A 25,626-nucleotide genomic window follows, 5' to 3' on the forward strand; every position below is an offset into this window, starting at 1 on the left:
AAGATTTTCAGTGGGGATGAGATTCAGGATCTGTTGGAATCAGGGAAGCGCCTAGTCGAATTACTGTTGTAGAGCTTTGCTCTCTATTTCTTGCCGCACTGCCTTACGCGCTCATACCCATGAACCGTTGTTCAGTAGTATCCACGATGTGCTATCGCCTTCCAGGTACACACCGATAATCAAGTTCAGTATCGAGATGAATATGCTGGCAAAGAAGGCAGTCCAAAACCCAGAAATCGTAAAGCCACGAACAACGGCTGAAACTAGCAGTAGCATCATGGCGTTGATGACCAGCAGGAAGAATCCCAGCGTCAGCAAGGTAAACGGCAGGGTAATAATGATCAACAACGGTCTGATGATTGCATTAACAAAGCCCAGCAACAGGGCTGAAATGATCAGCGAGGAGGAATCTTCAAACTGGATGCCCTTGAACACGTAACTTGCCACCCAAAGCGAAAGGGACGTGATGCTCCAGTGGATTAAGAACGGCATCAGATTGTGGAGCATATACAGCTTTCGAGGCTAACAGCAGTAGTTTATGTGCAGGATGGCTATCTTGCGAGGGTGATTAAGACGGGTGGTTTGTTGTCCACCCGTCCTGGTGCTACTTCTTGGAAGAAGCGGCAACAGCATCTTTCATTTTGCTGCCGACTTTGAATTTCACAACTCTCTTGGCAGGAATCTTTAGTTCCTTACCCGTAGCTGGATTGCGGCCTACACGGGCGGCGCGTTCCTCGACAGCGAATGTGCCGAAGCCAATCATCTGGACACTGTTGCCGCTAGTCAGTGAGTTTTGGATCACTGCCATAAAGGCATTAAACATTTCTTCTGTTTGTGATTTTGGGTGCTGAGTCATTTTAGATACAGCATCGATCAATTCGCCTTTGTTCATTTTATGGACACCCTGGAGTTAACGGTGAATACATTGTAAGGGTATAAGACCAGCACGCCAATAGAGCTAAACGATGCTTCTCAATTGTTCTGATAACCCTGATTAAATCAAGGGCTGCGCTTTGTGTTGGGAAAGGGGAATATCGCTTCCCGACCTATTGTGTTGAAAAACTCAAAATTCCAGATCCCCCAAATTTCTGCCGAAAACCAATCTGATTGGGAATCCCATTCAATCAACGTTAATGGATCGGTTTGGGTGCCCTTGGTTAAGCTGGTGAACAATTTCCGTAGCCCCCCGCATCCGCGACTGACGGGCGCTCCAGAAGACGCTATAATTTTTCTTGCGCCATCAAAAAAATAGTTTTTCAACACAATCGACCCCTTGCTGCCATTGGCGCTGGCGAACATCCAATGACTGCCCTGCGGCCCAGTGCGGACCGATGCTGGCATCGTTGAGCTTCGCGGTCAGAAGCACTGCCTCGAAAGTTCTTTGCCCACGAGGCTGATTACCTGCCCGCTCCCTAGACGAAATGGAGTAGCCCCACCTCACTTCTGAGTTAATTACTCAGTTTTACGCTTCGCAGGAAAATCCTTCAGGCAGCAACGTCCGGATGGATTGCTCGTCTCGCACGAGCAAATCCCAAGTTTCGTTTGCGTCACGACAAAGTTCCTGATTCCTGGATCGTTCAGCGCATCCGCTTTGGTCACACCGAAGCAATAACAGACGAGTGCATCATCGGAGGCTTCCTTCACGCCTACCCGAGTTCGTAGTTGTGACTTCAGGATTATGGTGCCGTCGTCCCCGAAATAAACGACATCGCACGCCGGATCTTCACAGAAAAAATAACGTCCTGTCTTGCCGACCCACTTCCATGCATCTCGGATGTGATGAGCGACCGTTCTGGCCGAGACTTCGGAATACTCCTTCCCATTGGCCGGGCAGCGGTGTTTCTTGGGGTGCGATGTGTCGCAGTCGGTGGATGAACAGCAATCGGCCATGGCGAGTTACCTTGAGGTTGGGTGGATGTAGAAGAACATTCAGTTTACCGAGCGCCCGATGCGCATCGGCTGTCCGCCTTACTTCACGAGTTGGGACGGGTAACCGGCATCAGTTGTCGCCTGGATGAGCGCCTGCGAATTCGTTCTGGCATCGTCGAAGGTGACAGTGGCAGCGCGCTTCTCGAGACTCACGTCGGCTTTGAGCACGCCATCAACCATGGTCAGCGCCTTCTTTACCGTGATCGGACAGGCGGCGCAACTCATGCCGGGCACCGCGATAGTGACGATCTTCGTTGTCGCCCAGACCGGACTGGCGAAGATAGCTAATAGTGCGAACAATGCGAGCAGTTTTTTCATGAGAAACTCCTGGTTAGTAGAAAAACGGCATGACGTAGGGAAACCCGAGCGCGACCAGTACCAGCGCGGCCACGACCCAGAACAAAAGTTTGTAGGTGGTTTTGACATCGGGCATGGCACAGACTTCACCCGGCGCGCATAACGTGGCCGGATACCAGATGCGGCGGCCAGCGAGAAAAATGGCGAGCAACGCAGCGCCGATAAAGATTGGGCGATACGGCTCGAGCACTGTGAGGTTGGAAATCCATGCCCCGGAAAAACCGAGGGTGATCAGCACCAGCGGCCCGAGACAGCAGGTGGAAGCGAGAATGGCGGAAAGCCCGCCGACGATGAGGGCGCTACGGCCATTGTTGGGTTCAGTCATGCATCTTTCCTTTCTGGTTTTCCAGCAGAGGGTATAAACTTACATCCGTACTTGAGTACGGAGTCAAGCACCATGAAAGGACAGCCGAAAGGCGCCACGATTGGCGGATTAGCGGTCGCGGCTGGCGTTAATGTCGAGACCGTCCGCTTCTATCAGCGCAAGGGCTTGATGCGCGAACCTGAGAGGGGCTATGGCAGCATCCGCCGCTATGGCGAGGCTGACTTGGCACGCCTGCGGTTCATCAGATCCGCGCAGCGGTTGGGCTTCAGTCTGGATGAAATCGGCGAGTTACTGAAACTAGAGGATGGCACGCGCTGCGATGAGGCGCGCACGCTCGCCGAGCGCAAGCTTGTCGATGTGCGACAGAAGCTTATTGATCTTCAACGCATCGAATTGTCATTAACGCAACTGATCGACCACTGCGTGGCAAGCGGTGGCGAGGTCGCCTGTCCGATGATCGCTTCATTGCAGGAAGCGACTTAGCAGACTCGCTGGAACTCTTTGGGGTTTCTCTGCCACCGTCGGCGAAGGTCGAGTTCCTGAGTCCGGGACCAATTTTCCGTGCGTCGGCAATGGAGTTCGCTCCAGACGGTCAGCGGGGCAATTTTTCCACCCCGCCAGCGGCAGTTCCTGGCACACTGCGGGAATTGTCCCCTACGAAGACCAACGACTTCTCGCGAACCGATCGGGGACATCCGGCAAGTTACACAATCAATTCCAGATGGTGAAAGACGACATCCTGGGCGAATTGGGAAAGTCCCTTTTTTATTACCGACATTTAATCCAATTTGAAGTAGCCAGGCATCACCAACAAACGTTATCTCATTCTGCGTCAATAAAAACTCTTGCTTGTCGACACCCATTCGACTATTCATAAATAGTCGGCGCACTGATTTTTACTACTAACCGGAGAATTTCGTCATGTCAGAATCCACCAGCAAAACCAGTCCCTTCGTCATTGCCGCATCCATCGCGGTGATCATCGCCAGCATCGTGGGAGTCGGCGCCATGACTGGCCTGCTGCCTGGCCGCAGCGCCAAAACCGAAGCACCGCCCGTGGCAAGTGCACCTGCCGAAACTGACAAGACCTCCGGCGACGCCACAACGCCTCCCCAACCAGCCATGACGGCGCAAGCTGATACGGCAGACAAGGCCAGCAAACCGGCACCAGATGAAAAACCCGCAGCAAAGCCGAAGTCGGCCGCCAAGCCGACGCACAAGGCAGCCACAGAAAAACCCATCGCCAAGGCGGTGGTTGCCGAGGAAAGTTCTAGAAAAGCACAGACACCGGTGTGCGACAACTGCGGCGTCATTACCGCCATCCGCACTGTCGAGCAGGCTGGCGAAGGCAGCGGGCTGGGAGCGATTGCAGGCGGCGTGGTGGGTGGACTGCTGGGACACCAGGTCGGCGGGGGCACTGGCAAGGATATCGCCACCATCGCCGGCGCAGTCGGCGGCGGTTATGCCGGCCACCAGATCGAGAAGAAGGTCAAAACCACCAAGCATTACGAAATCGCCGTACGCATGGATGATGGCAGCCACCGCACCATGGTTCAGGAAACCGAACCGGCGTTCGCCATCGGTGAAAAGGTGAAGATCGTCGACGGCACACTGGTCCGCAACTAGCCCCCCAGGGAGGTGGAATCAATTGGATGATGTAGAATCCAATTGATATGCCATCCACTTCCCAACAGCACATCGAACTGCCCATCGCCGGCATGACCTGCGCGGCCTGTTCTGCGCGCCTGGAAAAGAACCTCAACAAGCTGCCGGGCGTAAAGGCCGCAGTCAATCTCGCCAACGAAAAAGCCCACATCGATTTCAACCCGGCGCTGGCCTCGCCCACCGAACTGGTGAAAACCATCCAGAAAACCGGTTTTTCCGTACCGGACCAAGAGGTGGTGCTGGAACTGGAAGGCATGACCTGCGCCGCATGTGCAACGCGCATCGAAAAGGTGCTGAACAGGATCGACGGCGTCAGCGCCACGGTCAATTTCGCCACGGAAAAAGCCCGAATCCGCGTTGCCCCGGGCGCGGCCACGCTGGATACGCTGATCGCCGCAGTGGCCAAGGCCGGCTACGGCGCTCACGAATCGATTGGCACCAGCCGCGAGGAGGAAAAACAGCGGCGTGCCGCCGCGTACCAGAAAGAACTACGCGTATTCTGGATTGCCGCAGTACTTACATTGCCGCTGGTGGCCCAGATGAGCGTAATGTTTCTCGGTCACCACGAAGATGTTCTGCCACGCTGGCTGCAGTGGGCGCTCGCCACGCCGGTGCAGTTCTGGGCCGGCAAGCGCTTCTATGTCGGCGCCTGGCACGCCCTGCGCGGGGGCGGCGCTAACATGGACGTACTGGTGGCGCTTGGCACCAGCATGGCCTACCTCCTCAGCGCCGTTGTCACCTTGTTCGGCCTGGACCAGCATGTTTACTTCGAGGCCGGCGCCGCCGTCATTACCCTGGTGCTGATGGGCAAACTGCTGGAGGCTCGCGCCAAGGCGGGTACCTCGGCGGCGATCGAGGAACTCGTCAAGCTCCAGCCGAAAACCGCGCGCATCGAGCGCAATGGCGAAATCATCGAGGTCGATGCCGCCAGCCTGAAGGTTGACGATATTTTCATCGTGCGTGCCGGAGAAAGCATCCCGGTCGACGGCGAAGTGATAGAAGGCGACTCCAGCGTGGTGGAGGCCATGCTCACCGGCGAAAGCCTGCCGGTCGGAAAGACCGCCGGCGCCAAGGTGTTTGCCGCTACCCAGAACCAGCAGGGCATGCTCAAGTGCCGCGCCACTGGCGTGGGCAGCCATACCGTTCTGGCCGGCATCATCCGCCTGGTGGAACAGGCGCAGGGCTCGAAAGCACCTATCCAGCGCTTGGCGGATGTCATTTCCGGCGTTTTCGTGCCGGTGGTGGTATCAATCAGCCTGGTCACCTTTACCGCCTGGTGGCTGATCGGCGGCGAGTTCACTCCGGCCCTGATCAACGCCGTCGCGGTGCTGGTGATCGCCTGCCCATGCGCCCTCGGTCTGGCCACGCCCACCGCGATCATGGTCGGCACCGGCAATGGCGCCAAGGCCGGCATCCTGATCCGGAATGCGGAAGCGCTCGAGCGCGCCGGCAAGATCCGCACCCTGGTGGTGGACAAGACCGGCACCCTGACTCTCGGCAGCCCCACCGTCACCGACATCGTCCCTGCTAGTGGCAGCGATGAACACTCGCTGCTCCGACTCGCCGCCACCCTGGAGCAAGGCTCGGAGCATCCTCTGGCCAAGGCGGTGATGTCCCACGCCGCATCGGCTGGCATTGTCCCGGCAGCCATCACCGGATTTGCCGCTGTAACCGGCAAGGGCGTCAGCGGCGAAATCGCCGGCACGCCCTACTTTCTCGGCTCCCCTGCCCTTGCCGCCGAGCGCGGGCTGAATATTGACCAGACAACGGTAGCGCGCCTGCAGCAGCAAGGCAAGACAGTGGTCGTACTGGCCAGCGAGAAAGCGGTGCTGGGCTACCTGGCCATTGCCGATGCGCTGCGCGACAGCTCGGTCGGTGCCGTGAAAAGATTGAAGGCAATGGGTGTCGAGGTGATCATGCTGACCGGTGACAATTCCGCCACCGCTGCCGCCATCGCGACGCAGGCCGGGATCGACCGCTTCCTCGCGGAAGTGCTGCCGCAGGACAAGGCCGCCGAAATCGACAAGCTCAAGGCCCAGGGATTGGTGGTCGGCATGGCGGGCGACGGCATCAACGATGCGCCGGCGCTGGTGGCGGCGGATGTCGGCTTTGCTGTTGGCAGCGGCACCGACGTGGCGATCGAAGCCGCCGACGTAACCCTGATGCGCAACGACCTGGGCAGCGTGGCTGATGCCATCGACCTGTCGCGCGCCACCCTTCGAAAGATTCGTCAGAACCTGTTTTTTGCCTTCATCTATAACGTGCTGGGCATCCCGCTGGCAGCGCTGGGCATGCTCAACCCGGTGATCGCCGGCGCGGCGATGGCGATGAGTTCGGTATCGGTGGTGAGCAACTCACTGCTACTCAAGCGCTGGCGGGAAGGTCGGTAAACAGTCCGGGTAACGAGAGCGGTTCCGACTCGAAGCGCCACTTCCGGTCGCCCCGGCGCCTAAACAAGGCACATCGGCTGCAGCATCGCTCAGTATCCCTTGCGGAACTCGGTGCCGTGGCAACTCGGGCAGGGCGGAATCTTGGTGGTGCGTTTAAGGTGCACCTTCTGGCCGCACTGAGTGCAGCTTAACGTCCCGCCGCTGTGATATCGCCGGTATTGTAATGCAGCGCATCCTCAGCCTTGCGCGAGAGAAACTGCAACGCCAGGCCAGTCGCCTCGAGCAGCCGGGCAATCGAGGACAGAGCACCGGCGCCCAACCTGGCTGGATGCAGATGTTCCTTGGCCTCCTGGCCGAGCACCTTCATGTCTTGCGCTGTCTGTTCCAGGTCGCGACGCATGAACTTCTTGAATGCCTCGCCCTGTTCTGCGGAAAACTCCGGCATCGGATAGTTGCTGGCGCGCCGCCTCCATGGCGCGTTCCATGGCTTCCTTGCTCTTTTCCTGTCCTGCATCGAAGAACTCTCTCGCGCGCTTGGTGTAGCGATCGTAAAGAGCTTCAAAGAGCTTCGAAGTGGCTTTGCTCTCCTTTCTCCTCGGCGGATTCGGAATCTGGCTTGCGTTCAGGTTCGGTCGGACTCATGGTTTATCTCCTTTATCTGCAGACGATGAAAAAATCCGAGCCGAAACTCGAACCTGCACCGGCGATCATGGTCGAGGACGCTATTGACCTAATAACCGTAGACTCCTCGTCGTATGGCAGGACAGGACGAAGCTCCCTCAAAAAGTAGACTACAGACTAAAAAGTAAGTTGCTCGGGGTGGCGCTTGCAATATTAAGAGTTCGCGGGCCTGGATAAGACGGTCAAGTGTTTCCCCGATAGCACTCAATAGATCACGTAATTGGTTGGCTGTTATACTATTGGACCAGCATTTAAATGCCGCCATTTTTCCTTCGGATCAACGAGCCTAAAATCCAGGAATTCGGCAGCGGAATGATGAATTAATATTCATTTGTGCGCCGAGTCAGCAAGCTTAATACATTTGTGGAGTAGCCGCCTTGCCATCACCAATACCCTTTCTGACAGCTACCCTGTTTTTGTTTTCACTTTCACCCCTAATGGCCGGAGCAGCGGAAAAGAAACCTTCCCTTCCGGCATGGACCGCATTGGCTAAAGACGAAACCTATGAAATCCAGGTGGTTTTTCTTCCTGACAGCAAGGTGGAAAAAAAGGCAACCCGTCAAATAGTTCTGAACAATATGGATTGCGAACGAAATGGGAACAAGTCATTGGAAAAAGAGGATACGAACACCTTTATCACTGTGGAATGCAGCGCAGATGGAAATCTCCTTATTCGGCGCAGCACCTTGCAGCCTCTCGGGAAATTGAAGCAGGAGCTAAACCTGACATCAGTTGGCACTTCCCGATTTGAGATCCTCCAGGGAAGCGATTATTACCCTGATATCATGATCAAAGTCAGTCGAATTAAAGCTGAAACTCCCAATACAACTCCAGGCGCGAACCCTAAAAAATAGGCAGACTCCATTCTGAGCATGGGCGATCTGTGCCAGGATTTCTTTGAGGGGAGTGATGAAGCACGAATGACCAACAAATAATAACGCCGCTTAAAGCGGCGTTATTAGTCGGCTTAAGGGATGCCGACTGGGTCAGTTTTCGAATACTGACTAGGGTAGCAACTACAGACAATTAATCATTGAAGTGTCGATAGGCATCTCCCATTAACGGTTCACTTTTCAGAACCAGCGAATCGAGAACCACAATTATTTATACGCTTAATTTCCGGTAAATTCAACTCAAAAAATCCAGCAACCTTCGAATCTCAAGCGCCTGGTTCGTGCCACTCGACCCAGCTTAGCGCTGCAACCGATCACTGTCATTCTGTTGGCCCCTACCGCTATCCCGGTTCGTTCCCTCGAAATCGCGGCGCATTCGATGCCGATCTTCCGGGCTCATATTCCGCCATCGTTCGCGCAACTCCTGCCGCCTTGCCTTGCGCTCTTCCGGGTTCATATTCTGCCAGCGTTCACGCAATACCTGACGACGTTCCTCGCCATCGCCAGGCGCGGCATTCTGCTGTTGTTCCTGGAAACGCTGGCGCAGTTCCTGCCGTTTCGCAGTCCGATCCTCAGGACTCATCTGCTGCCACTGCTCGCGTGCGGCGTGGCGATCCTCCGGGCGCATGCTCCTTACCTGCTCGGGTGACAACGCGCCAAGGCCGGATGGGGCCTCGGCGAATGCCGGCTGGCACAATGCCAGAAAGGCCGCAGCAGCGGCCAGCAATCCATAACGAGCAGCAAACATCACATCATCCTTCCCTGCAAACGCGCGCCACCCGGTGAGGTGGCACGGCACGGTTTCCTAGCTTCTACCAGCACCACCCCCGGCATTCCGGCGATGTTCTTGGAATCGCTGTTTCATTGCTTCGCGTTGTTCCGGGCTCATATTCTGCTGTTGTTCGCGAACACGCTGCTTCATTGCCTCGCGTTGCTCGGGGCTCATCTTTTGCCACTGCTCACGCTTTTGTTCGCGCGCTGCCTGTCGCTCCTCCGGGCTCATGGATTTGGACTGCTCCACACTGGAAGCGGGCCCCGACGGCAACTCATCTGCCAGGGCAGCCTGCCCCAGTGCCAACAGCGTTGCAGTGATGGCCAGCAGGCCGATTCGATTAATACGTATCATGATTTAACCTTTCAGTTAGTTTATCAAAGTGCGCCGATCTGATGGGGTCAGCACGGTGAATAATCAGCGACGCTCGGCGTCATGCTTCTCGTTGTAGATATCCTTGCTGGCAACACTCAGGTCCTGGTGCAAGTCCTTGCGCTCAGCCTTGGTCATGACGCCATCCGATTTGTACTGGCGTTCCTCCTGGCGGATGGTGCGCTGCTCCGCGCCAAGCTGCCTGGCTTCGCCACGACTCAGCTCGCCGGTACGGATGCCCTGCTGGATACGCTCGCGCTGGTTAGACTGGCGCGCATTCACACCGGGATCGCGCACTGAACCGCGGGCGCCATACTGGCCATCATGTTTCTCGGCGTAAATATGGCGGCTGGCACGGTTCTGGTCACTGCGCAGGTCGTTGCGCTCGGCCCGTGTCATCACACCATCGCTGTGGTATTCGCGGGCTTCACGGTGAATCCGCCTCTGTTCGTGGTTGAGTCTGGTGGCTTCACGGTGATTCAGCTGGCCGGATCTCACACCCTGCTCGATACGCTGATGCTGGTTTTGCATACGCTGGCCGGCGCCACGGCCTTGTGACTCGGCCAGAGCGGACCCGGATGCCATGGCGAAAACACCCATACCGACGATTGCTACAAAAGTTTTCTTGGTGAAGTTCATGATAATCTCCCTGCGCAATGATAAATTTGGTTGTTTGCCCAACGTCCCATTTGCTTCAGACGTTGGAGCCATCGTAGTAGGTAAATGTAAACAAGCTATGCACAAATTGCCGAAGTTTGTAACAAATTGTTATCCGACAGGTTTTTGTAACAATTACATACAATTCACCCTGATTTACAAGTTAAGATAACGCCATGACTACTGCTGCACGCATACTTCTCATCGACGACGACGCCCGTATCCGTGAACTGTTGCTGCGCTATCTCACTGAACAGGGTTTCGACGTGAAGGCCGCGGCCGATGGACGGGAAATGGCCCAGCTACTCGATCGCGGCCGCTTCGACGTGTGGGTGCTGGACCTCATGCTGCCGGGCGAGGATGGCCTGTCCATCCTGCGCCGCGCCCGCGGCACCGGCGAAACCACGCCGGTGATCCTGCTCACTGCCAAGGGCGACGAAATCGACCGTATCGTCGGCCTGGAAATGGGTGCCGACGATTACCTGGCCAAGCCGTTCAACCCGCGCGAACTGGTCGCGCGCATCAGCGCCATACTGCGCCGCCAGCGCACCCCGCCGCCCGGCGCTCCCGCTGCCTCGGCAGGGGTGGTCAGCTTCGGCCCGTGCAAGCTCGACCTCGGCACTCGCACCCTGTCCCGTGACGGCAATCAGGTAACGCTCACCACCGGCGAATTTGCGCTGTTGAAAGTGCTGGTCAGCCACCCGCGCCAGCCGCTTTCCCGCGACCGATTAATGGAACTGGCTCGCGGTCGCGACCACGAAGCCTTCGACCGCACCATAGACGTGCAGGTATCGCGCCTGCGCAAGCTGGTTGAACTGGATGCCGCCAAACCCCGCTATATCCAGACAGTATGGGGCCACGGCTACGTGTTTGTGCCAGACGATGGCGAAGCATGAGGCTGGTCCCTCGCACACTGGGCGTCCGCGCCTTCCTGCTGATCGCCTTACTGATCGTGGCATCGCTGGCGGCAAGCAGCTGGCTGCTCCGCCAGTCTGAACGCGCGCCGAAAGCTCAGCAGCTGGCGCATATGATCACCGCGGTAGTCAACCTCACTCGCGCTGCCGTACTGTCGTCCGAACCCTCACTGCGGCCGGCGTTGCTGGCAGAAATGGCTGAGTCGGAAGGCATCCGCGTTTTTTCTGCCGAGCACAACGAGCACCTCGAACCCATCGCCGATGACAATCTGACTCGACTGATGACTGCCGAAGTGCGCCGGCAACTCGGCCAAGGCACCCGCTTCGCCACCGGCAACGGCCTAGACGAATTCTGGGTGAGCTTTTTCATCGGCAATGAGGAATTCTGGGTGGCCATGCCGCGCGAACGCATTAAGCAGACCCAGGCCTGGCAGTGGCTGGGCTGGATCGCCCTAATACTGCTACTGGCGCTGGCCGGCGGCGCGCTGATCGCGCGCCAGGTCGGCAAGCCGCTGCGTGACCTGGCCAATGCGGCACGCCTCATCGGCCGCGGCGAGAACCCCGCGCCGGTAGTCGAAGCAGGTGCCGAGGAAACGGCAGCTGTCGCGCGCGCCTTCAACCAGATGTCGGCCGACCTCGCTGCCATCGAACAGGAGCGCTCGCTGGTACTGGCCGGCATCTCCCATGACCTGCGCACCCCGTTGACACGATTGCGTCTGGCGGCTGAGTTCATCAACGAAACCGCATCGCGCGAAGGCGTCATCGCCGACGTCGAGCAAATGGACGCCGTGGTTGGGCAATTCCTCGACTATGCCCGGCTTGGCGAGCAGGAAGCCGCTGCCGAGTGCGATCTCGCCGAACTGGCTGGATCAGCCGCCGCGCCCTATGCTAGCCATGGCGTGCAACTGGAACTGGACGAGTTGCCCCCAGCCCAAGTGCGCCCGCTGCTGCTCAAACGGGCGCTGGTCAATCTGCTCGACAATGCCGTCAAATACGGCGACGGCGAAATCACTCTCAAACTGGACGGTGTACCCTGGCAGGGCACGCCCGCTGTATGTTTCAGCGTGCTCGACCGAGGCCCGGGCATTGCCGAGGACAGCCTGGAAGCTGCCAAGCGCCCCTTCGTCCGACTTGATTCCGCACGCGGCGGCATCGGCGGCTCCGGCCTCGGGCTGGCAATTGTCGAGCGAACAGCACGCCTGCATGGCGGCGAATTTCGCCTGGAACGTCGTGAGGGTGGCGGACTCAGCGCCACGCTCACCCTACCCCGCTACTCCTGACAAACGCATACTGCATTTCTCAGGCAACTTCCGGTAGTGGGCAGCATCGAACATCAGCCTTACAATAGAAGGAATTGGCCGGGGTTCAGGATCACCGCCCTCTCTATCTCGCTTCGCGAGTTTTATTTTTAACAGGAGTACACCAATGGAAAACATCACCCTGACTGTCAAAGGCATGACCTGCATGGGTTGCGTCAAGAGCGTCAAAAACGTGCTTGCGCCGATTCCCGGTGTCGCAGTCGTAGACATTGTCCTGGAAAGCGGCCAGGTCGCTATTTCTTTCGATCCCACCAAAGCCGGTCCAGATCAGTTCAAAACCGCGATCCAGGATGCCGGCTATGAAGTTGTCGGTAATGGTTGAATATTTGCGCTGTATTCTTCATCATGAGTGCCGTGCGATTTAATATCCTGAAATGAACCCATTCGACTTTGCTCCTGTTTTCGACCTTGCCCATGGCTTTTCTCCAGTGATGGCAATCGGAGCTTTTTTTCCGTTCCTCAATAAGGAAAAAGAAGCCGCCACCATCAGTCGGGACAAGCTCAAGGCTATTAACCAGGCCGCCTACAATTTCCTTGAGGTTAGAGGCATAGAGAATTTCAAGGTTTACACTATTGCTTATGACGCGCAACCGGTGGTATTGATTCAGGTCGCACCGCAAAAGAAACTGCGCTTCTCCAATATTATCGAAATTCAAATCAGGAAGTTTATTCGAGAAACTTTATCGATCGAGGTGCCTGCTGTATTCTGGCGCTTCAAAACTGACTACAGCGAAGTTCCAGGGCCGGAACAGGCCGATTACGAATTCGACGAGCAGCCGCATTATCCGCAGGATCGGACCCAGAACCCGGCTACAGAACAGGAGCAGGCCGCTTTACTGGAACAGGCAAAAACCGTGGGTGAACCCCTGGAACAGGACAGTCTTTTTCACATTCCGCCGCATTTGGCAGTGAACGATTTGCATGTGGAGGAAATCTCCATGGGCGAATTCGATGAATTCCTGAAGGGCGCCTCCAGCAACGAAAAAAAGGATGAACAGCAATGACAAGCAACGATGAAACCTCAATGGAACAGCGCGTCCTGCGCGTAATGCGCAAAGTACTGGGGAGTGTCGTCAAGGACACCACCCCACAGCCTGGCATGCATCATGCCCTGTCACAGCAGACCATTGAAGATATCAAGGCCTGCTTCGCGCTGATCTCGGCGAGGGAAATGGAGTTGGCAAAGGAAGCCGGCATCGCCGAGGAAAGACCCCACTACAGCGACGACACGAAGAAAGCCAAGGTCGTGCCGATTACCCGGTCCAGCCTGAAGAGTGTCAAGCCAAAGGAATAAGGGGGTTACTGGGTTACTGGGTTACTGGGTTACTCGATGTTTCACGCAGTACAACTTGGTTTTGGTATTGTCGTACTCGATCAGGAAACTGCCCTGCGCCGACCGTAGCACCGTGTCGCCCGAAAACGGCAGATAGCTGACCCCTTTGATGTCCAGCATCTTCTTCCTGGCCGTGTCGAGGTTTTCCTTGAATATCACGCCCAGAAAGGCGTAACGACTGCTTTCCGTACTGACGTAAATGTCTGTCAGTTCAAGACCATAAAGCCTCTGAGACGGGTCCGGCTTGAACCAGTAAGCTTCGCCTTCGGTCTTGTACGGCTTCTTGAAAAAACGGATCAGGTAATCCTCGAAGTAAACGGGATCGATCTGGTCGTTGCACAGCAAAGCGCTGCCGATCACCGGCTCGAAGGTCGTGGGCGCCGCGAACAATGAGACCGGCATCGACCCCAGCGCTGCCAGCATAAGAAACAGGAATTTCCTGGCCATATTCAACTGGCGCATGACGCGACTCAACTGACGCGCCGCCCCCACAGATCGTGGGCATCGGCGTCGGTGATTTCCACTTCGACGAAATCGCCTGGTTTCAGATTGCCCGCATCCTCGATATAGACCAGGCCGTCGATTTCAGGCGCATCCGCCGCACTGCGGGCAACGGCGCCCTCCTCGTCCACTTCGTCCACCAGCACGGTGAAGGTCTGGCCGATTTTGCGCCCCAGTTTGGCCGCGCTGATTTCTTCCTGCAGTTCCATCAGCCGTGCCACACGCTCCTGTTTCACCTCTTCCGGCACTGCACCGGGCAGCGCGTTGGCTGTTGCCCCTTCCACCGGCGAGTAGGCAAAGCAGCCGACGCGGTCAAGCTGCGCCTCGCGCAGAAAGTCCAGTAGCAGTTCGAAATCGGCCTCGGTCTCGCCGGGAAAACCGGCGATGAAGGTGCTGCGTATCGTGATCTCCGGGCAGATCTCGCGCCAGCCGTGAATCCGGGCCAGCGTGCCCTCGATATTTCCAGGACGCTTCATCGCCTTGAGGATGCGCGGACTCGCATGCTGGAGAGGCACATCGAGGTAAGGCAGGATCTTGCCCTGCGCCATCAGCGGGATGACCTCGTCGACATGGGGATAAGGGTAGACGTAATGCAGCCGCACCCACGCGCCCAATTCGCCGAGGGCACTGACCAGTTCGGTCATTCGGGTGCGCAGCGGGCGGCCGCCCCAGAAGCCGCTGCGGTATTTGACGTCGACGCCGTAAGCGCTGGTGTCCTGGGAGATCACCAGCAGTTCCTTGACGCCGGCCTTGACCAAGTTTTCCGCTTCCTGCATCACTTCCCCCACCGGCCGGCTGACCAGATCCCCGCGCAGCGACGGGATGATGCAGAAAGTGCAGCGGTGGTTGCAGCCCTCGGAAATTTTCAGGTAAGCGTAATGCTTCGGCGTCAGCTTGATGCCTTGGGGTGGAATCAGGCTTTCAAACGGGTCGTGCGGCTGCGGAAGATGCTGATGCACCGCCGCCATCACCTCGGCTGCGGCATGCGGGCCGGTCACCGCCAGCACTTGGGGGTGCGCCGCCAGCACCACGTCGGACTTGGCGCCCAGACAACCGGTGACGATCACCTTGCCATTCTCTTTCAGCGCCTCGCCGATAGCATCGAGCGACTCCGCCACGGCAGCGTCAATGAAGCCGCAAGTATTGACCACCACCAGATCGGCACCCTCATAGCTGGGTGAAATAGCATAGCCCTCGGCACGCAAGCGGGTGAGGATCTGCTCGGAATCCACCAGCGCCTTGGGGCAACCAAGGGAAACGAAGCCGACTTTTGGAATTGAAGCCATTAAAAAATATCCGTTAAAAGCGTTAACCGCAGAGGACGCTGAGGAAACCAAACCCAGGCATATTGGGTATTGCCTTTCCTCTGCGTCCTCTGCGGTAAAATCAAGTTTTCTTTTATACTACCGCCCATGTACTTATACATTATCGCAATCGGCTGGGCCTACGTCATACTCATGATGGCCGTAACGGCAAAAAGTTTCGTTTCCGGTGTGCTGACTTTCTTTTTTTTAGGCCTGCTGCCTCTGGGCATCGTGTTCTACATCACTCTGAAACGGCTCAAGCGCTCACGCATGGCCGCCCAGCAGAAACTTGGTCAGCCAGATAGAGCCGATACCCAGCCCGATCAGTAGCGCCTGTTGCAGAGTAACGAGCAACTCCGGGCGCTTGTGCAGGCCCGGGATCAAATCCGCCACCGCCACATAAATCATGCTCGCCGCGGCAATGGCAAGGAAGAATGGAATCCACTCGTGCATCGATTGCAGCATGAAATAAGCGAGCACGCCGCCCACCACCGTCGCCAGACTGGATAGCAGATTGAGCAGGAACGCCTGCTTCTTGCTGTAGCCAGAATGCAGCAGAATAAGGAAATCGCCCACTTCTTGCGGAATTTCATGAGCGATGATGGCCAGCGAGGTCACCACGCCGATCTGAAAATCGGCCAGGAACGCGGCAGCAATGATGATGCCGTCGACGAAATTGTGGAAGGTGTCGCCGACCATGATCATCAGACCGCTGCGGCCATGATCGTGGCCGTGATCGTGGGACGGGACGTGAGCCTCGCAATGGTCGACATGGCAATGTCGCCACAGAACCAGCTTCTCCAGCACAAAGAACATCAGGATGCCGAACAGGATGGTGGCCGCGGTATTTTCGATACTTTTGGTCAACTCGAAAGCGTGCGGCAAAATCTCCAGAAATGCCGCCCCGAGCAAGGCGCCAATGGCATAACTGACCAGCATCGGCACCCACTCGGCGCGCGCCGACATAGCGAACAATGCCGCCACGGCAATACTGAGCGTACCGCCGAACAAGCTGGCAAGGATGATTCCAGTCAGAGTGGACATAAGAACCTGGCGTTAAACCTGAAAAGGACTGGAGGCCGACATTATACGGGATAACATCAAGCAAGCCAGATTAACGACGCCATTCGCCCGGTAGCCTGATCGCGGCGGTAGGAGTAGAAGCGTTCGGCATCAGTATAGGTACACAGACCGCCGCCGTACACCTGTTTCACGCCTAGGAGGGCAAGGCGCTGGCGCGCCAGGAGATAAATATCCGCCAGCCATTTCTGAGTGTCAAGTGTCGAGTCCTGATTACTGACTACTGGAGAAGGCACGAAAGCCTTTTCGGCCGCCGGATCACGAGCCATGAACGCCTGCCTGACCTCTTCACCTACCTCGAAGGCTGCTGGACCGATCGCGGGGCCGAGCCAGACCATAAGTCGCTCCGGTGCGACGTTCATCGCATTCACCGTCGCCTCCACCACACCACCGGCCAACCCGCGCCACCCAGCGTGGGTGGCGGCCACCACCGTACCGGCTTCGTCGCATATCAGCAGAGGCAGGCAATCCGCCGTCATCACCGCGCAAACTTTGCCCAGCTGCCGGGACAGGGCGGCATCGGCATCCGGCACGCCAACCGTACGGTCGGCATCCACCACGATATTGCCATGCACCTGTTTCAGCCAGACCGGATCGGCAGGGAGGGCTTCGCGCAACAACGCCCGGTTCCGCACCACAGCAACTGTGTCATCGCCAACATGGTCACCCAGATTGAGCGTAGCATAGGCGCCCACACTCACCCCGCCTTCACGGGTGGTTTGCAAGGCGCGCACATTGGCCGGCGCGGGCCAGTCGGGGATTATCCAAGAATGATTCATTTGTATTTTGCCACGAATAAACACGAACACACGAAATATGGCGGCTGATTGATTAAGAGCTTGTCCGTAAATAAGCTGCTTGCCATATTCATCACCAGCATGGGCACTGAACCCGTCTTCTCCCATATTATTATTCAAGACACGATGTTCTTACTAATTCTGCTGCGTTACCACAGTCTTCTCAGTGCAGGCCGAAATGCCTGAAGAGCTGGATTTTGAAAAAATCCAACACTGTTAAGAATATCAGCACCAGGATCAACAGACCAACCACCAGCGCAGGGCTGATGGCGGCCATCAGAATGCCCTGGGTGGCCAGCACGCTGACAATCAGGATGTCCATCAACGATGCCAGCATAAGCCAGCGACTAGGCAGCGAATGCCAGAAATGATGCCGCTCGCGCACCAGATAAACAGTGCCCTGGCCGCTAAAAACCAGCATGACAAAGATCAGGGTTTGTAATTGCGGCAGGGGCAGATGAAGCAAGTCGCGACCGGCGAAAAACACCGAGAAAGAGAGAATCAGGACAAGCACGGCCAGCGCCCCGGCGGTCAGCATCAGGGTCGGAATGCGCCAGCGCTCCGGCTTCCTGGAAAAGGACACGCGGTCGGTGGCGATGGACATGGTGACGAAGTCGTTGGTAAAAAGCAGCAGCACCATAAGCAGCGGCGTAATGACGAAAGTGCCGGTCAGCATCAGCCCGAGGCTCAAGAAAACGGCGATTTCCAGAGTCTTGATGATTTTGTTCAGAGTGTAGGTCAGCATGCGCTGGTAGATGCGCCGGCTCACTTCCACCGCGGCCAGCACATCTGTCAGCCCCGGGTTGGTCAGCACCATGCTGGCAGCGGCCTTGGCCACATCGGTGGCACTAGAAACGGCGATGCCGACTTCCGCCTGTTTCAGCGCGGGGGCGTCGTTTACGCCATCGCCGGTCATTCCCGTCACATGGCCCGCATGCTGCAAATTCTGTATCAGGCGGAACTTGTCTTCGGGGAGGACACCCGCGATCACATCGCATTCCGCCATATCCTTGTCACTGTCGCCGCGCAATGATTCCGGCGGGCAGGCGCGGCTGCCGATGCCTACCTGGGCAGCAACGGTGCGGGCAGTGGCAAGCCCGTCGCCGGTGACCATCAGGACGCGTACCCCAAGCTCGTGCAGGCTTTGCACCAGGGACTTGGAATCTTCCCTTGGCGGGTCTTGCAGCGCCACCAACCCGGCTAATTGCAGCGTCCCACCTGTTCCGGAGGCCACCGCCAGAATTCGATAACCGCCGGCAGCAAGAGCCTCCACTTCCGCACTCACATCAGGCGCACCCGAAACCTGCGCGGCGACCGCCTGAGGAAAACCCTTGAGCACGCGAAGATCTCCGCCTTCCTGCTGGAACAGGGCTTCGGAGCGCTTGATTGCCGGATCGAAGGGGGTGAACTTCAGTCGTTGCGGTACGCTCAAGAGCAAGTTGCGCGCCCGTGCAGCGTCGAGAATCGCCAGGTCAATCGGGTCCTGGGTCGCTTCATCGCAAGCCAGTGCCGCAAGGCGCAGCAAATCGTCCTCGCTGTGCGGAGGATAGGCGCGCAGCGCCGCCAGCGCCAGCCGGTTTTGGGTGATGGTGCCAGTTTTGTCGCTCGCCAGGGTATCCATGGCCGCAGCCTCTTCGATGGCGGACAATCGCGTCACCAGCACGCCGCGTTTGGCAAGTTCCAGCGCACCGAAGGCAGTAGCCAGGGTAAACGTGGCCGGCAGCGCCACGGGAACGGAAGCCACCAACAGGATCAAGGCAAAGGGGATGACCTCCGCCATCGGGATGTGGTTCGCCCCGGCGTAAATCAACAAGGCCGCAACCAGAACAATATCCAGCGCCACCAGATATTTAACGATGATGAAAATAAGGGTTTCGAGATGGCTCACAGTTTTCGCCGTACGCACCAGCTCGGCGGTCTTGCCGAAATAGGTGTGGCTGCCGGTGGCCGTGATTTCGCCGGTCGCCTCGCCGCGTTTGACGATGGCCCCGGCATAGGCCGTGCCGCCCGCACCTGCCTCCACCGGCAGGGACTCCCCCGTGAGGGCCGACTGATCGAGCTGTATCTGGCCGTCCAGCAGATGGATATCCGCCGGCGAGAGATCTCCCATGCGCAAGTGGATGACATCTCCGGGCACCAATTCCTGCGCTGCCATCAACTGCCAATGGCCGTCGCGCAGCGTCCGTGCCTGAACCGCCAGGCGGTTCTTTAACAGGGCGAGCGCGTTGTTGGCCCTGCCTTCCTGAATAAAGCTCAAAACGGCGTTGAATACCAGCAGAATGGCGATGATGAGCGCCTCGTCCGCCTTACCCAGCACAAGCTGCAGGATGATGGTGACTTCCAGCATCCACGGCACCGGCGCCCAGAATTTGCGCAGCAAGGCGAGCCAGGGATGCGGGCGCTCCTCCGCTACCGCATTTGGGCCGTATTGCTTGAGACGCGCCGCGGCTTCGCCACTCGTCAGGCCCGGCAAGGCCGGCCCGGATAAAGGATACGCTTCCTGGCTCACGGAGGATTTCTCCCCGAAGCACGCCGCTGACGCCAGCGGTAGTGAAGCCAGACGGCGATCCCTGCGATGGCCATCAGTGCCAGCAGCGCTTCTTCATAACGATGCAGATCGGTAAGCAATAACGCCAGCACTTGGCCAAACAGGTAGCCCGCGCCACCGATCAGCACTGCCCACCCCACTGCGCCGATGAGGTTCAGGGCGAAAAAGCGGACCCACCCAACCGGACTCATGCCGATGGCGAGTGGTCCCACAGTGCGCAAGCCGTACAAGAAGCGTATTCCCAGAATCAACGGCAAATGATAGCGCGCCAACAACGCCTGCACCTGCGCCGCACGCGGCTTAAAACGGGGGAAACGGTTCAAGATACGCCATCCATAACGCCTGCCCAAATAAAAATATATCTGGTCACCAAGGAAGCCGCCAACAGCGGCCACGCCCATCACCCAGGGCAGATCCAGATAGCCACGGTGGGCGGCAAAGCCGGCCATGATGAGGAGGGTTTCCCCTTCCAGGACGGCGCCCACGAAGACAGCGGCGTAGCCATAATCCTGCAGCAGCGCGGCGAGCGACATATCAATCCGGGAAACTATCAGCGTGCAGACACATGCGCCGCAACAGTGCTCCCGAGCTTCACTTGCCGCGAATCAGCAGTACCGGTTTGGGGGAAATTCGGACAATGCCCTCTGCCACGCTGCCCATAAGTAGGTGGTTAAACCCGCGCCGGCCATGGGTTCCCAGCACGATCACATCCGCAGGCCAGCTCTGCGCTTCTTCCACGACCATGTCCGTGATCCGGTGACCCAGCGTTTCAATTTCGAGCAGCTTGGTTTCGGCTTTGACGCCGGATTCGCGTGCAACGGCTTCGGCCTTTCTCAGTACCGCCTCGCCCGTTTTGCGCATAGCTTCCTGATACGCTCCCATGGCGTACTCTGCGTCGATGTTGAGCGTCACCTCTTCTACCACATGCACGATCCGCAGTTGGGCTTGCCTCCCCTTGACCAGTTTAATTGCTTCCTGCAAGGCCAGATTGGAGGTATCGCTGCCATCGACCGCCACCAGAATATGTTTGTACATTGCCTTAACTCCTCATTATTGAGAACCACTTTTTAATTCTATACTTTCTTACTTGTACCCTTCGGGTGTTCGTGAATATCCATGGCTAAACTACCCCATGTCTTAAGGTTTCGATCAGCGCCGCCATATCCGCCGGCACATCCACCTGCCACTCCATCGGCTCGCCGCTAACTGGGTGAATCAGCCCGAGCCGTTCCGCGTGCAGAGCCTGACGACCCAAGGCCTTGACCGCGTCGCGCAGGGCTTGCGACATATTCAGCGGCCTGCCGCCATAAACCGGGTCGCCCACCAAAGGATGGCCGATGGACTGCATGTGCACCCGAATCTGGTGCGTGCGGCCAGTTTCCAGGCTGCAACGGATCAGCGTGTGGCGATCGAAGTGCTCCAGTACGGTGTAATGCGTTACCGCCGGCTTACCGTTGTGGACTATCGCCATTTTGACGCGCTGACTGGGATGCCGGCCGAGCGGCGCTTCCACCTTGCCGTCACGATCCACCAGCCCCTGCACCACCGCCAGATAATCGCGCTTCACGCTACGAGCCTGAAGCTGGCGCACCAGATCGGTCTGTGAGGTCAAGGTTTTGGCCACCACCAGCAGGCCGCTGGTGTCCTTGTCGAGGCGATGGACGATGCCTGCGCGGGGAATGCACGCAAGCTGCGGTGCATGGTGCAGCAGGGCGTTCAGCATGGTGCCCTGCCAGTTGCCGCTACCGGGGTGAACCACCAGCCCGGCTGGCTTGTTGACCACCAGCAGCGCATCGTCTTCATACACGATGTCGAGGGCGATTTCTTCCGCTGCATAGGGAGTTTCTGATGGATGCAACTCTGGTTCTACCCTAACCTTTCCACCGCCCCACACCGTCTGTTTAGGTGCAACACACTGGCCATCGAGCGTGACGCGTTTCTCCTTGATCCAGGTTTGCAGGCGGCTGCGGGAATAATCCGGCAACAACTGCTGTAAAGCCTGATCGAGGCGCAATCCGGTCATTTCTGGCGGAATCGTCAAGTTGATGGGGGCCGGATTTGGGTTATAATCGGGCGGATTACCACTTGCGCCCTGCTGGGCATCGGATATTGTCATGAGGCTTAGTTTAGCGTTAATTCTTGCATTGTTGATAACCGGCTGTGGACTGTTGCCTGAAGTCCAGGATGAAACCAAGGGCTGGTCAGCCCAGAAACTCTACACCGAGGCCAAGGATCAAATGGCCGACGGCGGCTATGAAAAAGCCATTCAGTACTTTGAAAAACTGGAGGCACGCTACCCCTACGGCCGTTATGCGCAGCAAGCCCAAATCGAAATCGCCTACGCCTACTACAAGGCGAACGAACCGGCCTCCGCCATTGCCGCCTGCGACCGCTTCATCAAACTCCACCCCAACCACCCCAACGTGGATTACATCTATTACCTGAAAGGGCTGGTGAACTTCAACGACGATCTGGGCTTCCTCGGCGCCCTGACGGAGAAGATTGCCGAATCCTCGGAAACCCTTGCCCCACTCGCCAAACAGGACATGAGCGAACGCGACCCGAAAGCATCACTTGAAGCTTTTGAATCCTTCAAGGAGCTAACGACCCGCTTCCCCGGCAGTAAATACACACCGGACGCCATTGCTCGCATGAAGTACCTGGTCAACGCCCTCGCCTCGCATGAAGTTCACGTGGCTCGCTATTATTACAGACGCGGCGCTTACGTTGCCTCCGTCAACCGCGCCCAGTCTGCGATGCAACAGTACCCGCAGACACCCGCCACCGAGGAGGCGCTGACTATCATGGTGAAAGCCTACGATGCACTCGGCATGAATGATCTGCGTGACGACACCCTGCGCATCATGCAAAAGAACTTCCCCAACAGCCGCTACTTCGCCCTGGAGAAAAAGGCGGAAACGCCGTGGTGGAAAATCTGGTAGTTAAATCGCCGCATCGTCGGTCTCTCCGGTGCGGATGCGCACCACTTGTTCCACGCTGGTGACGAAAATCTTGCCGTCGCCGATCTTGCCGGTGCGTGCCACCTTGATAATGGCATCGATGGCGGCCTCCACCTGACTGGCTGTAATCACCAATTCGATCTTGACCTTGGGCAGAAAGTCGACCACGTACTCGGCGCCGCGGTAGAGTTCGGTATGCCCTTTCTGCCGTCCAAAGCCTTTCACCTCGGTCACGGTCAGGCCAGTCACACCAATTTCGTGCAACGCTTCACGCACTTCATCAAGTTTGAACGGCTTGATAATCGCTTCAATCTTTTTCATTTGCCACTCCCGCTTGTTGTGATCCCTATTCCAGCCAGGGACGATACTTCGATGTAATCGGATAGCGCCGGTCCTTACCGAATCCGCGCGGCGTGACACGTACTCCAACTGGCGCCTGGCGTCGCTTGAACTCGTTATTGTCAATCAGTTTCACTACGCGGCGCACGTCCTTTTCAGCGTAACCATGCGCGATTATGTCATGAGGACACAGGTCGTGCTCGACATAGGCTTCCATGATGGCATCAAGAATTTCATACGGCGGCAGGGCGTCCTGGTCGGTCTGGTTGTAGCGTAGTTCGGCGGATGGCGCACGTGTGATGACCCGTTCCGGGATCACCACGCCGAGACTGTTGCGATAGAGCGCCAGGCGATATACCAGAGTTTTCGGCACGTCCTTCAGCACCGCGAATCCGCCAGCCATGTCGCCGTACAGCGTGGCGTAGCCCACCGCCATTTCGCTCTTGTTGCCGGTGGTCAGGACAATCGAACCGTATTTATTGGACAGTGCCATCAGCAAAGTACCCCGGATACGGGCCTGGATATTCTCTTCAGTGGTATCGAGCGGCAAGTCGTCGAACTCTTCTGACAAGGTTCGGAGAAAAGCGTCGAATGCCAGCTTGATCGGCAACTCGCTGTAGCGAACCTGCATTCGTCCCGCCATGATCTGCGCATCCTGCAGGCTGATGTCGGCAGTGAACTCGGACGGCATCATCACCGCATGCACCCGTTCCGCACCCACCGCATCCACCGCTATCGCCAGCGTCAACGCGGAATCGATGCCGCCGGACAATCCCAACACCACACCGGGAAACCCGTTTTTCATTACATAATCCTGAACGCCCAGACACAATGCCTTGTAAACGGACGCCTCGATCGGCAGCTGCGGAATAATCTCTCCCTGCTGCGGCTGATCCTTCTCCAGTTCAACAATGCGCAACGTCTCCTCGAATGCCGGGAGCTGATGCACCAGCACACCCACGCCGTCCATGACGAAAGAAGCGCCATCGAAGACCAGTTCGTCCTGACCACCGACCAGATTGACGTAAAAAACCGGCAACCCGCACTCGCCGATCCGCTCACTCACCGCCTGGTAGCGCGAAACCTGCTTGTTCATATGATAGGGAGAGGCGTTCAGCACCAGCAACAAATCAGCGTTTGCGTTGAGCGCGCAGGTGGCAGCGCCCTCCTCCCAGATATCGGCGCAGATGTTGATGCCGAATTTGATGCCATCGGCTTCGAACACGCACGGCTCGGTACCGGGCGTGAAATAGCGCACTTCGTCAAAAACGGAATGGTTGGGCAATATCTGCTTGTGATAGGAGCTGACAAGCTTGCCGTCGCGCAGCACAGAAGCCGAGTTGTAACGTAGCCCATCCACCTGCTGCGGATGACCGATCACCAAGGTGATCCCTTGCGTATCCCGTGCCAATCCGAACAGAGCCTGGTCGCAAGCCTCATAGAAACCATCGCGCAGCAGCAGGTCTTCCGGCGGATAACCGGTCAGGGCCAGTTCCGGCGTCACCAGGATCTGCGCGCCTTGGGCCTTGGCCCGCTCGGCATAATCGAGTATTTTCGCGACGTTGCCGGCGATGTCGCCGACCGTGCAGTTGATTTGGGCAATAGCGATCTTCATGCTTTTTTGTTGATTGCCTCGACTACCGCTTCGCCCAGGCCTGCCGGCGATTTTGCCACCACCACGCCGGCCGCTTCCAGCGCAGCGATCTTGTCCGATGCCAGCCCCTTGCCGCCGGCGATGATCGCACCGGCATGGCCCATGCGCTTGCCTTTCGGCGCGGTCTGGCCGGCGATGTAGGCCGCCACCGGCTTGGTGACATGGGCCTTGATGAATTCCGCTGCCGCTTCCTCGCGGTTGCCGCCAATCTCGCCGACCATGATGATCGCCTCAGTCTGCGTGTCATCCTGGAACATCTTCAGGCAGTCGATAAAATCCAGTCCCTTGATCGGGTCGCCGCCGATGCCGACGCAGGTGGATTGCCCCAGGCCGAGTTTCGTAGTCTGGTAGACGGCTTCGTAGGTCAGGGTGCCAGAGCGCGACACCACGCCGACCTTGCCCTTCTGGTGGATGAAGCCAGGCATGATGCCGATCTTGCATGCTCCCGGCGTGATGATACCGGGACAGTTAGGGCCGATCAGCACGGCGTCGTTGGCGCGCAGCGCGGCCTTGACGTTAAGCATGTCCAGCACCGGGATGCCCTCGGTGATGCACACGATCACCTTGATGCCCGCGTCCGCAGCCTCCATGATCGAATCCGCCGCGAAGCCTGGCGGCACGTAGATCACCGAAGCCGTCGCACCCGTCTCGCGCACCGCGTCGCGCACGGTGTTGAACACCGGGAGATTGAGATGGGTCATCCCACCCTTGCCCGGCGTCACGCCGCCGACCATTTGCGTGCCGTAGGCGATCGCCTGTTCGGAGTGGAACGACCCCTGTTTGCCGGTAAAGCCCTGGCACAGGACTTTGGTGTTCTTATTAACCAGAATGCTCAT

Annotated in this window: 30 protein-coding genes and 1 pseudogene; 10 read left to right on the top strand and 21 right to left on the bottom strand. The window is 57.7% G+C overall.

Annotation, left to right across the window (positions count from 1 at the left end; translation table 11 throughout):
- Nucleotides 1-111 precede the first annotated feature (111 nt).
- From SCT_RS04955 to merT, 6 genes are all read right to left on the bottom strand, one after another.
- The gene (locus SCT_RS04955; RefSeq protein WP_059419797.1) at nucleotides 112-507 is read right to left on the bottom strand and encodes a phage holin family protein; all 396 of its coding nucleotides are present in this window, start codon (nucleotides 505-507) and stop codon (nucleotides 112-114) included.
- Nucleotides 508-604: 97 nt separating this feature from the next.
- Nucleotides 605-892 (bottom strand): HU family DNA-binding protein, encoded by a 288-nt coding sequence (locus tag SCT_RS04960; RefSeq protein WP_059419799.1) that lies wholly within the window; start codon nucleotides 890-892, stop codon nucleotides 605-607.
- 107 nt (nucleotides 893-999) lie between these two features.
- Nucleotides 1,000-1,299 (bottom strand): hypothetical protein, encoded by a 300-nt coding sequence (locus SCT_RS04965; protein ID WP_059419801.1) that lies wholly within the window; start codon nucleotides 1,297-1,299, stop codon nucleotides 1,000-1,002.
- Nucleotides 1,300-1,452: 153 nt separating this feature from the next.
- Nucleotides 1,453-1,890 carry a hypothetical protein gene (locus SCT_RS17030; RefSeq protein WP_144408225.1) on the bottom strand — a complete coding sequence of 146 codons (438 nt, stop codon included), beginning with the start codon at nucleotides 1,888-1,890 and terminating at the stop codon, nucleotides 1,453-1,455.
- A gap of 78 nt (nucleotides 1,891-1,968) precedes the next feature.
- A complete protein-coding gene (gene merP, locus SCT_RS04970; protein ID WP_059419805.1) occupies nucleotides 1,969-2,247 on the bottom strand; it encodes a mercury resistance system periplasmic binding protein MerP in 279 nt (92 codons plus the stop codon).
- 13 nt (nucleotides 2,248-2,260) lie between these two features.
- Nucleotides 2,261-2,611 (bottom strand): mercuric ion transporter MerT, encoded by a 351-nt coding sequence (gene merT / locus SCT_RS04975; RefSeq protein WP_059419813.1) that lies wholly within the window; start codon nucleotides 2,609-2,611, stop codon nucleotides 2,261-2,263.
- Nucleotides 2,612-2,683: 72 nt separating this feature from the next.
- On the opposite strand from merT, the gene merR reads away from it, so the two are divergent.
- The 3 genes from merR to SCT_RS04990 all read left to right on the top strand — a co-directional run bounded on the left by merR (nucleotide 2,684) and on the right by SCT_RS04990 (nucleotide 6,666).
- A complete protein-coding gene (gene merR, locus SCT_RS04980; RefSeq protein ID WP_059419818.1) occupies nucleotides 2,684-3,094 on the top strand; it encodes an Hg(II)-responsive transcriptional regulator in 411 nt (136 codons plus the stop codon).
- A gap of 438 nt (nucleotides 3,095-3,532) precedes the next feature.
- Complete coding sequence (locus SCT_RS17630; protein ID WP_059419819.1) at nucleotides 3,533-4,237, top strand: glycine zipper 2TM domain-containing protein; 705 nt, start codon at nucleotides 3,533-3,535, stop codon at nucleotides 4,235-4,237.
- Between the two features lie 47 nt (nucleotides 4,238-4,284).
- Nucleotides 4,285-6,666 carry a heavy metal translocating P-type ATPase gene (locus SCT_RS04990; protein ID WP_059419825.1) on the top strand — a complete coding sequence of 794 codons (2,382 nt, stop codon included), beginning with the start codon at nucleotides 4,285-4,287 and terminating at the stop codon, nucleotides 6,664-6,666.
- A gap of 89 nt (nucleotides 6,667-6,755) precedes the next feature.
- On the opposite strand, the pseudogene SCT_RS17900 reads toward SCT_RS04990, so the two are convergent.
- Nucleotides 6,756-7,180, bottom strand: a pseudogene (locus SCT_RS17900) (hypothetical protein).
- A gap of 544 nt (nucleotides 7,181-7,724) precedes the next feature.
- On the opposite strand from SCT_RS17900, the gene SCT_RS05000 reads away from it, so the two are divergent.
- Nucleotides 7,725-8,201 carry a hypothetical protein gene (locus tag SCT_RS05000; RefSeq protein WP_159107882.1) on the top strand — a complete coding sequence of 159 codons (477 nt, stop codon included), beginning with the start codon at nucleotides 7,725-7,727 and terminating at the stop codon, nucleotides 8,199-8,201.
- Between the two features lie 337 nt (nucleotides 8,202-8,538).
- Here SCT_RS05000 and SCT_RS05005 read toward each other — a convergent pair whose 3' ends face one another.
- From SCT_RS05005 to SCT_RS05015, 3 genes are all read right to left on the bottom strand, one after another.
- Nucleotides 8,539-8,988, bottom strand: coding sequence for a hypothetical protein (locus tag SCT_RS05005; protein ID WP_059419830.1), 450 nt, complete (start codon nucleotides 8,986-8,988; stop codon nucleotides 8,539-8,541).
- A 57-nt stretch (nucleotides 8,989-9,045) separates the two neighbouring features.
- The gene (locus SCT_RS05010) at nucleotides 9,046-9,366 is read right to left on the bottom strand and encodes a DUF3106 domain-containing protein (RefSeq protein WP_059419834.1); all 321 of its coding nucleotides are present in this window, start codon (nucleotides 9,364-9,366) and stop codon (nucleotides 9,046-9,048) included.
- Nucleotides 9,367-9,429: 63 nt separating this feature from the next.
- A complete protein-coding gene (locus tag SCT_RS05015; RefSeq protein WP_059419836.1) occupies nucleotides 9,430-10,023 on the bottom strand; it encodes a hypothetical protein in 594 nt (197 codons plus the stop codon).
- Nucleotides 10,024-10,217: 194 nt separating this feature from the next.
- Between SCT_RS05015 and ompR the strand changes: the two genes are divergently transcribed.
- From ompR to SCT_RS05040, 5 genes are all read left to right on the top strand, one after another.
- Nucleotides 10,218-10,937 (top strand): two-component system response regulator OmpR, encoded by a 720-nt coding sequence (gene ompR / locus SCT_RS05020; RefSeq protein ID WP_059419840.1) that lies wholly within the window; start codon nucleotides 10,218-10,220, stop codon nucleotides 10,935-10,937.
- Entirely contained in the window at nucleotides 10,934-12,235 is a 1,302-nt protein-coding gene (locus tag SCT_RS05025) for an ATP-binding protein (protein ID WP_059419844.1), read from the top strand. The genes ompR and SCT_RS05025 overlap by 4 nt, the downstream gene beginning before the upstream one ends.
- A 145-nt stretch (nucleotides 12,236-12,380) precedes the next feature.
- Entirely contained in the window at nucleotides 12,381-12,596 is a 216-nt protein-coding gene (locus SCT_RS05030; RefSeq protein ID WP_059419848.1) for a heavy-metal-associated domain-containing protein, read from the top strand.
- Nucleotides 12,597-12,648: 52 nt separating this feature from the next.
- Nucleotides 12,649-13,278 (top strand): hypothetical protein, encoded by a 630-nt coding sequence (locus SCT_RS05035; RefSeq protein WP_059419853.1) that lies wholly within the window; start codon nucleotides 12,649-12,651, stop codon nucleotides 13,276-13,278.
- Nucleotides 13,275-13,568, top strand: a complete 294-nt coding sequence (locus SCT_RS05040) for a hypothetical protein (protein WP_059419856.1) — start codon at nucleotides 13,275-13,277, stop codon at nucleotides 13,566-13,568. The genes SCT_RS05035 and SCT_RS05040 overlap by 4 nt, the downstream gene beginning before the upstream one ends.
- 21 nt (nucleotides 13,569-13,589) lie before the next feature.
- Here SCT_RS05040 and SCT_RS05045 read toward each other — a convergent pair whose 3' ends face one another.
- From SCT_RS05045 to rluD, 8 genes are all read right to left on the bottom strand, one after another.
- A complete protein-coding gene (locus SCT_RS05045; protein WP_059419859.1) occupies nucleotides 13,590-14,069 on the bottom strand; it encodes a hypothetical protein in 480 nt (159 codons plus the stop codon).
- An 8-nt stretch (nucleotides 14,070-14,077) separates the two neighbouring features.
- The gene (gene rimO, locus SCT_RS05050) at nucleotides 14,078-15,394 is read right to left on the bottom strand and encodes a 30S ribosomal protein S12 methylthiotransferase RimO (RefSeq protein WP_059419863.1); all 1,317 of its coding nucleotides are present in this window, start codon (nucleotides 15,392-15,394) and stop codon (nucleotides 14,078-14,080) included.
- Nucleotides 15,395-15,676: 282 nt separating this feature from the next.
- Nucleotides 15,677-16,456: a ZIP family metal transporter gene (locus SCT_RS05055; protein ID WP_059419868.1), complete on the bottom strand. Its 780-nt coding sequence runs from the start codon at nucleotides 16,454-16,456 to the stop codon at nucleotides 15,677-15,679.
- Between the two features lie 56 nt (nucleotides 16,457-16,512).
- The gene (pgeF, locus tag SCT_RS05060; RefSeq protein WP_059420107.1) at nucleotides 16,513-17,271 is read right to left on the bottom strand and encodes a peptidoglycan editing factor PgeF; all 759 of its coding nucleotides are present in this window, start codon (nucleotides 17,269-17,271) and stop codon (nucleotides 16,513-16,515) included.
- Between the two features lie 181 nt (nucleotides 17,272-17,452).
- Entirely contained in the window at nucleotides 17,453-19,798 is a 2,346-nt protein-coding gene (locus tag SCT_RS05065; RefSeq protein ID WP_059419870.1) for a plasma-membrane proton-efflux P-type ATPase, read from the bottom strand.
- Nucleotides 19,795-20,370 (bottom strand): DedA family protein, encoded by a 576-nt coding sequence (locus tag SCT_RS05070; RefSeq protein ID WP_059419872.1) that lies wholly within the window; start codon nucleotides 20,368-20,370, stop codon nucleotides 19,795-19,797. The genes SCT_RS05065 and SCT_RS05070 overlap by 4 nt, the downstream gene beginning before the upstream one ends.
- A 58-nt stretch (nucleotides 20,371-20,428) precedes the next feature.
- Nucleotides 20,429-20,872 (bottom strand): universal stress protein, encoded by a 444-nt coding sequence (locus SCT_RS05075; RefSeq protein ID WP_059419874.1) that lies wholly within the window; start codon nucleotides 20,870-20,872, stop codon nucleotides 20,429-20,431.
- A gap of 85 nt (nucleotides 20,873-20,957) precedes the next feature.
- A complete protein-coding gene (rluD, locus tag SCT_RS05080) occupies nucleotides 20,958-21,953 on the bottom strand; it encodes a 23S rRNA pseudouridine(1911/1915/1917) synthase RluD (RefSeq protein ID WP_059419875.1) in 996 nt (331 codons plus the stop codon).
- Between rluD and SCT_RS05085 the strand changes: the two genes are divergently transcribed.
- Nucleotides 21,952-22,779 (top strand): outer membrane protein assembly factor BamD, encoded by an 828-nt coding sequence (locus tag SCT_RS05085; protein ID WP_059419878.1) that lies wholly within the window; start codon nucleotides 21,952-21,954, stop codon nucleotides 22,777-22,779. The two genes, rluD and SCT_RS05085, sit on opposite strands and share 2 nt — an antisense overlap.
- Here the strand turns inward: SCT_RS05085 and SCT_RS05090 are convergent, their stop codons facing one another.
- Genes SCT_RS05090 through sucD form a run of 3 tightly spaced genes read right to left on the bottom strand, consistent with a single transcriptional unit; the run spans nucleotide 22,780 to nucleotide 25,626 of the window.
- A complete protein-coding gene (locus SCT_RS05090) occupies nucleotides 22,780-23,118 on the bottom strand; it encodes a P-II family nitrogen regulator (RefSeq protein ID WP_059419883.1) in 339 nt (112 codons plus the stop codon).
- Nucleotides 23,119-23,143: 25 nt separating this feature from the next.
- The gene (locus SCT_RS05095) at nucleotides 23,144-24,751 is read right to left on the bottom strand and encodes an NAD+ synthase (RefSeq protein WP_059419885.1); all 1,608 of its coding nucleotides are present in this window, start codon (nucleotides 24,749-24,751) and stop codon (nucleotides 23,144-23,146) included.
- Nucleotides 24,748-25,626, bottom strand: coding sequence for a succinate--CoA ligase subunit alpha (gene sucD / locus SCT_RS05100; RefSeq protein ID WP_059419890.1), 879 nt, complete (start codon nucleotides 25,624-25,626; stop codon nucleotides 24,748-24,750). The genes SCT_RS05095 and sucD overlap by 4 nt, the downstream gene beginning before the upstream one ends.

The organism is Sulfuricella sp. T08, from assembly GCF_000971475.1.
Taxonomy (GTDB): Bacteria; Pseudomonadota; Gammaproteobacteria; order Burkholderiales; family Sulfuricellaceae; genus Sulfuricella.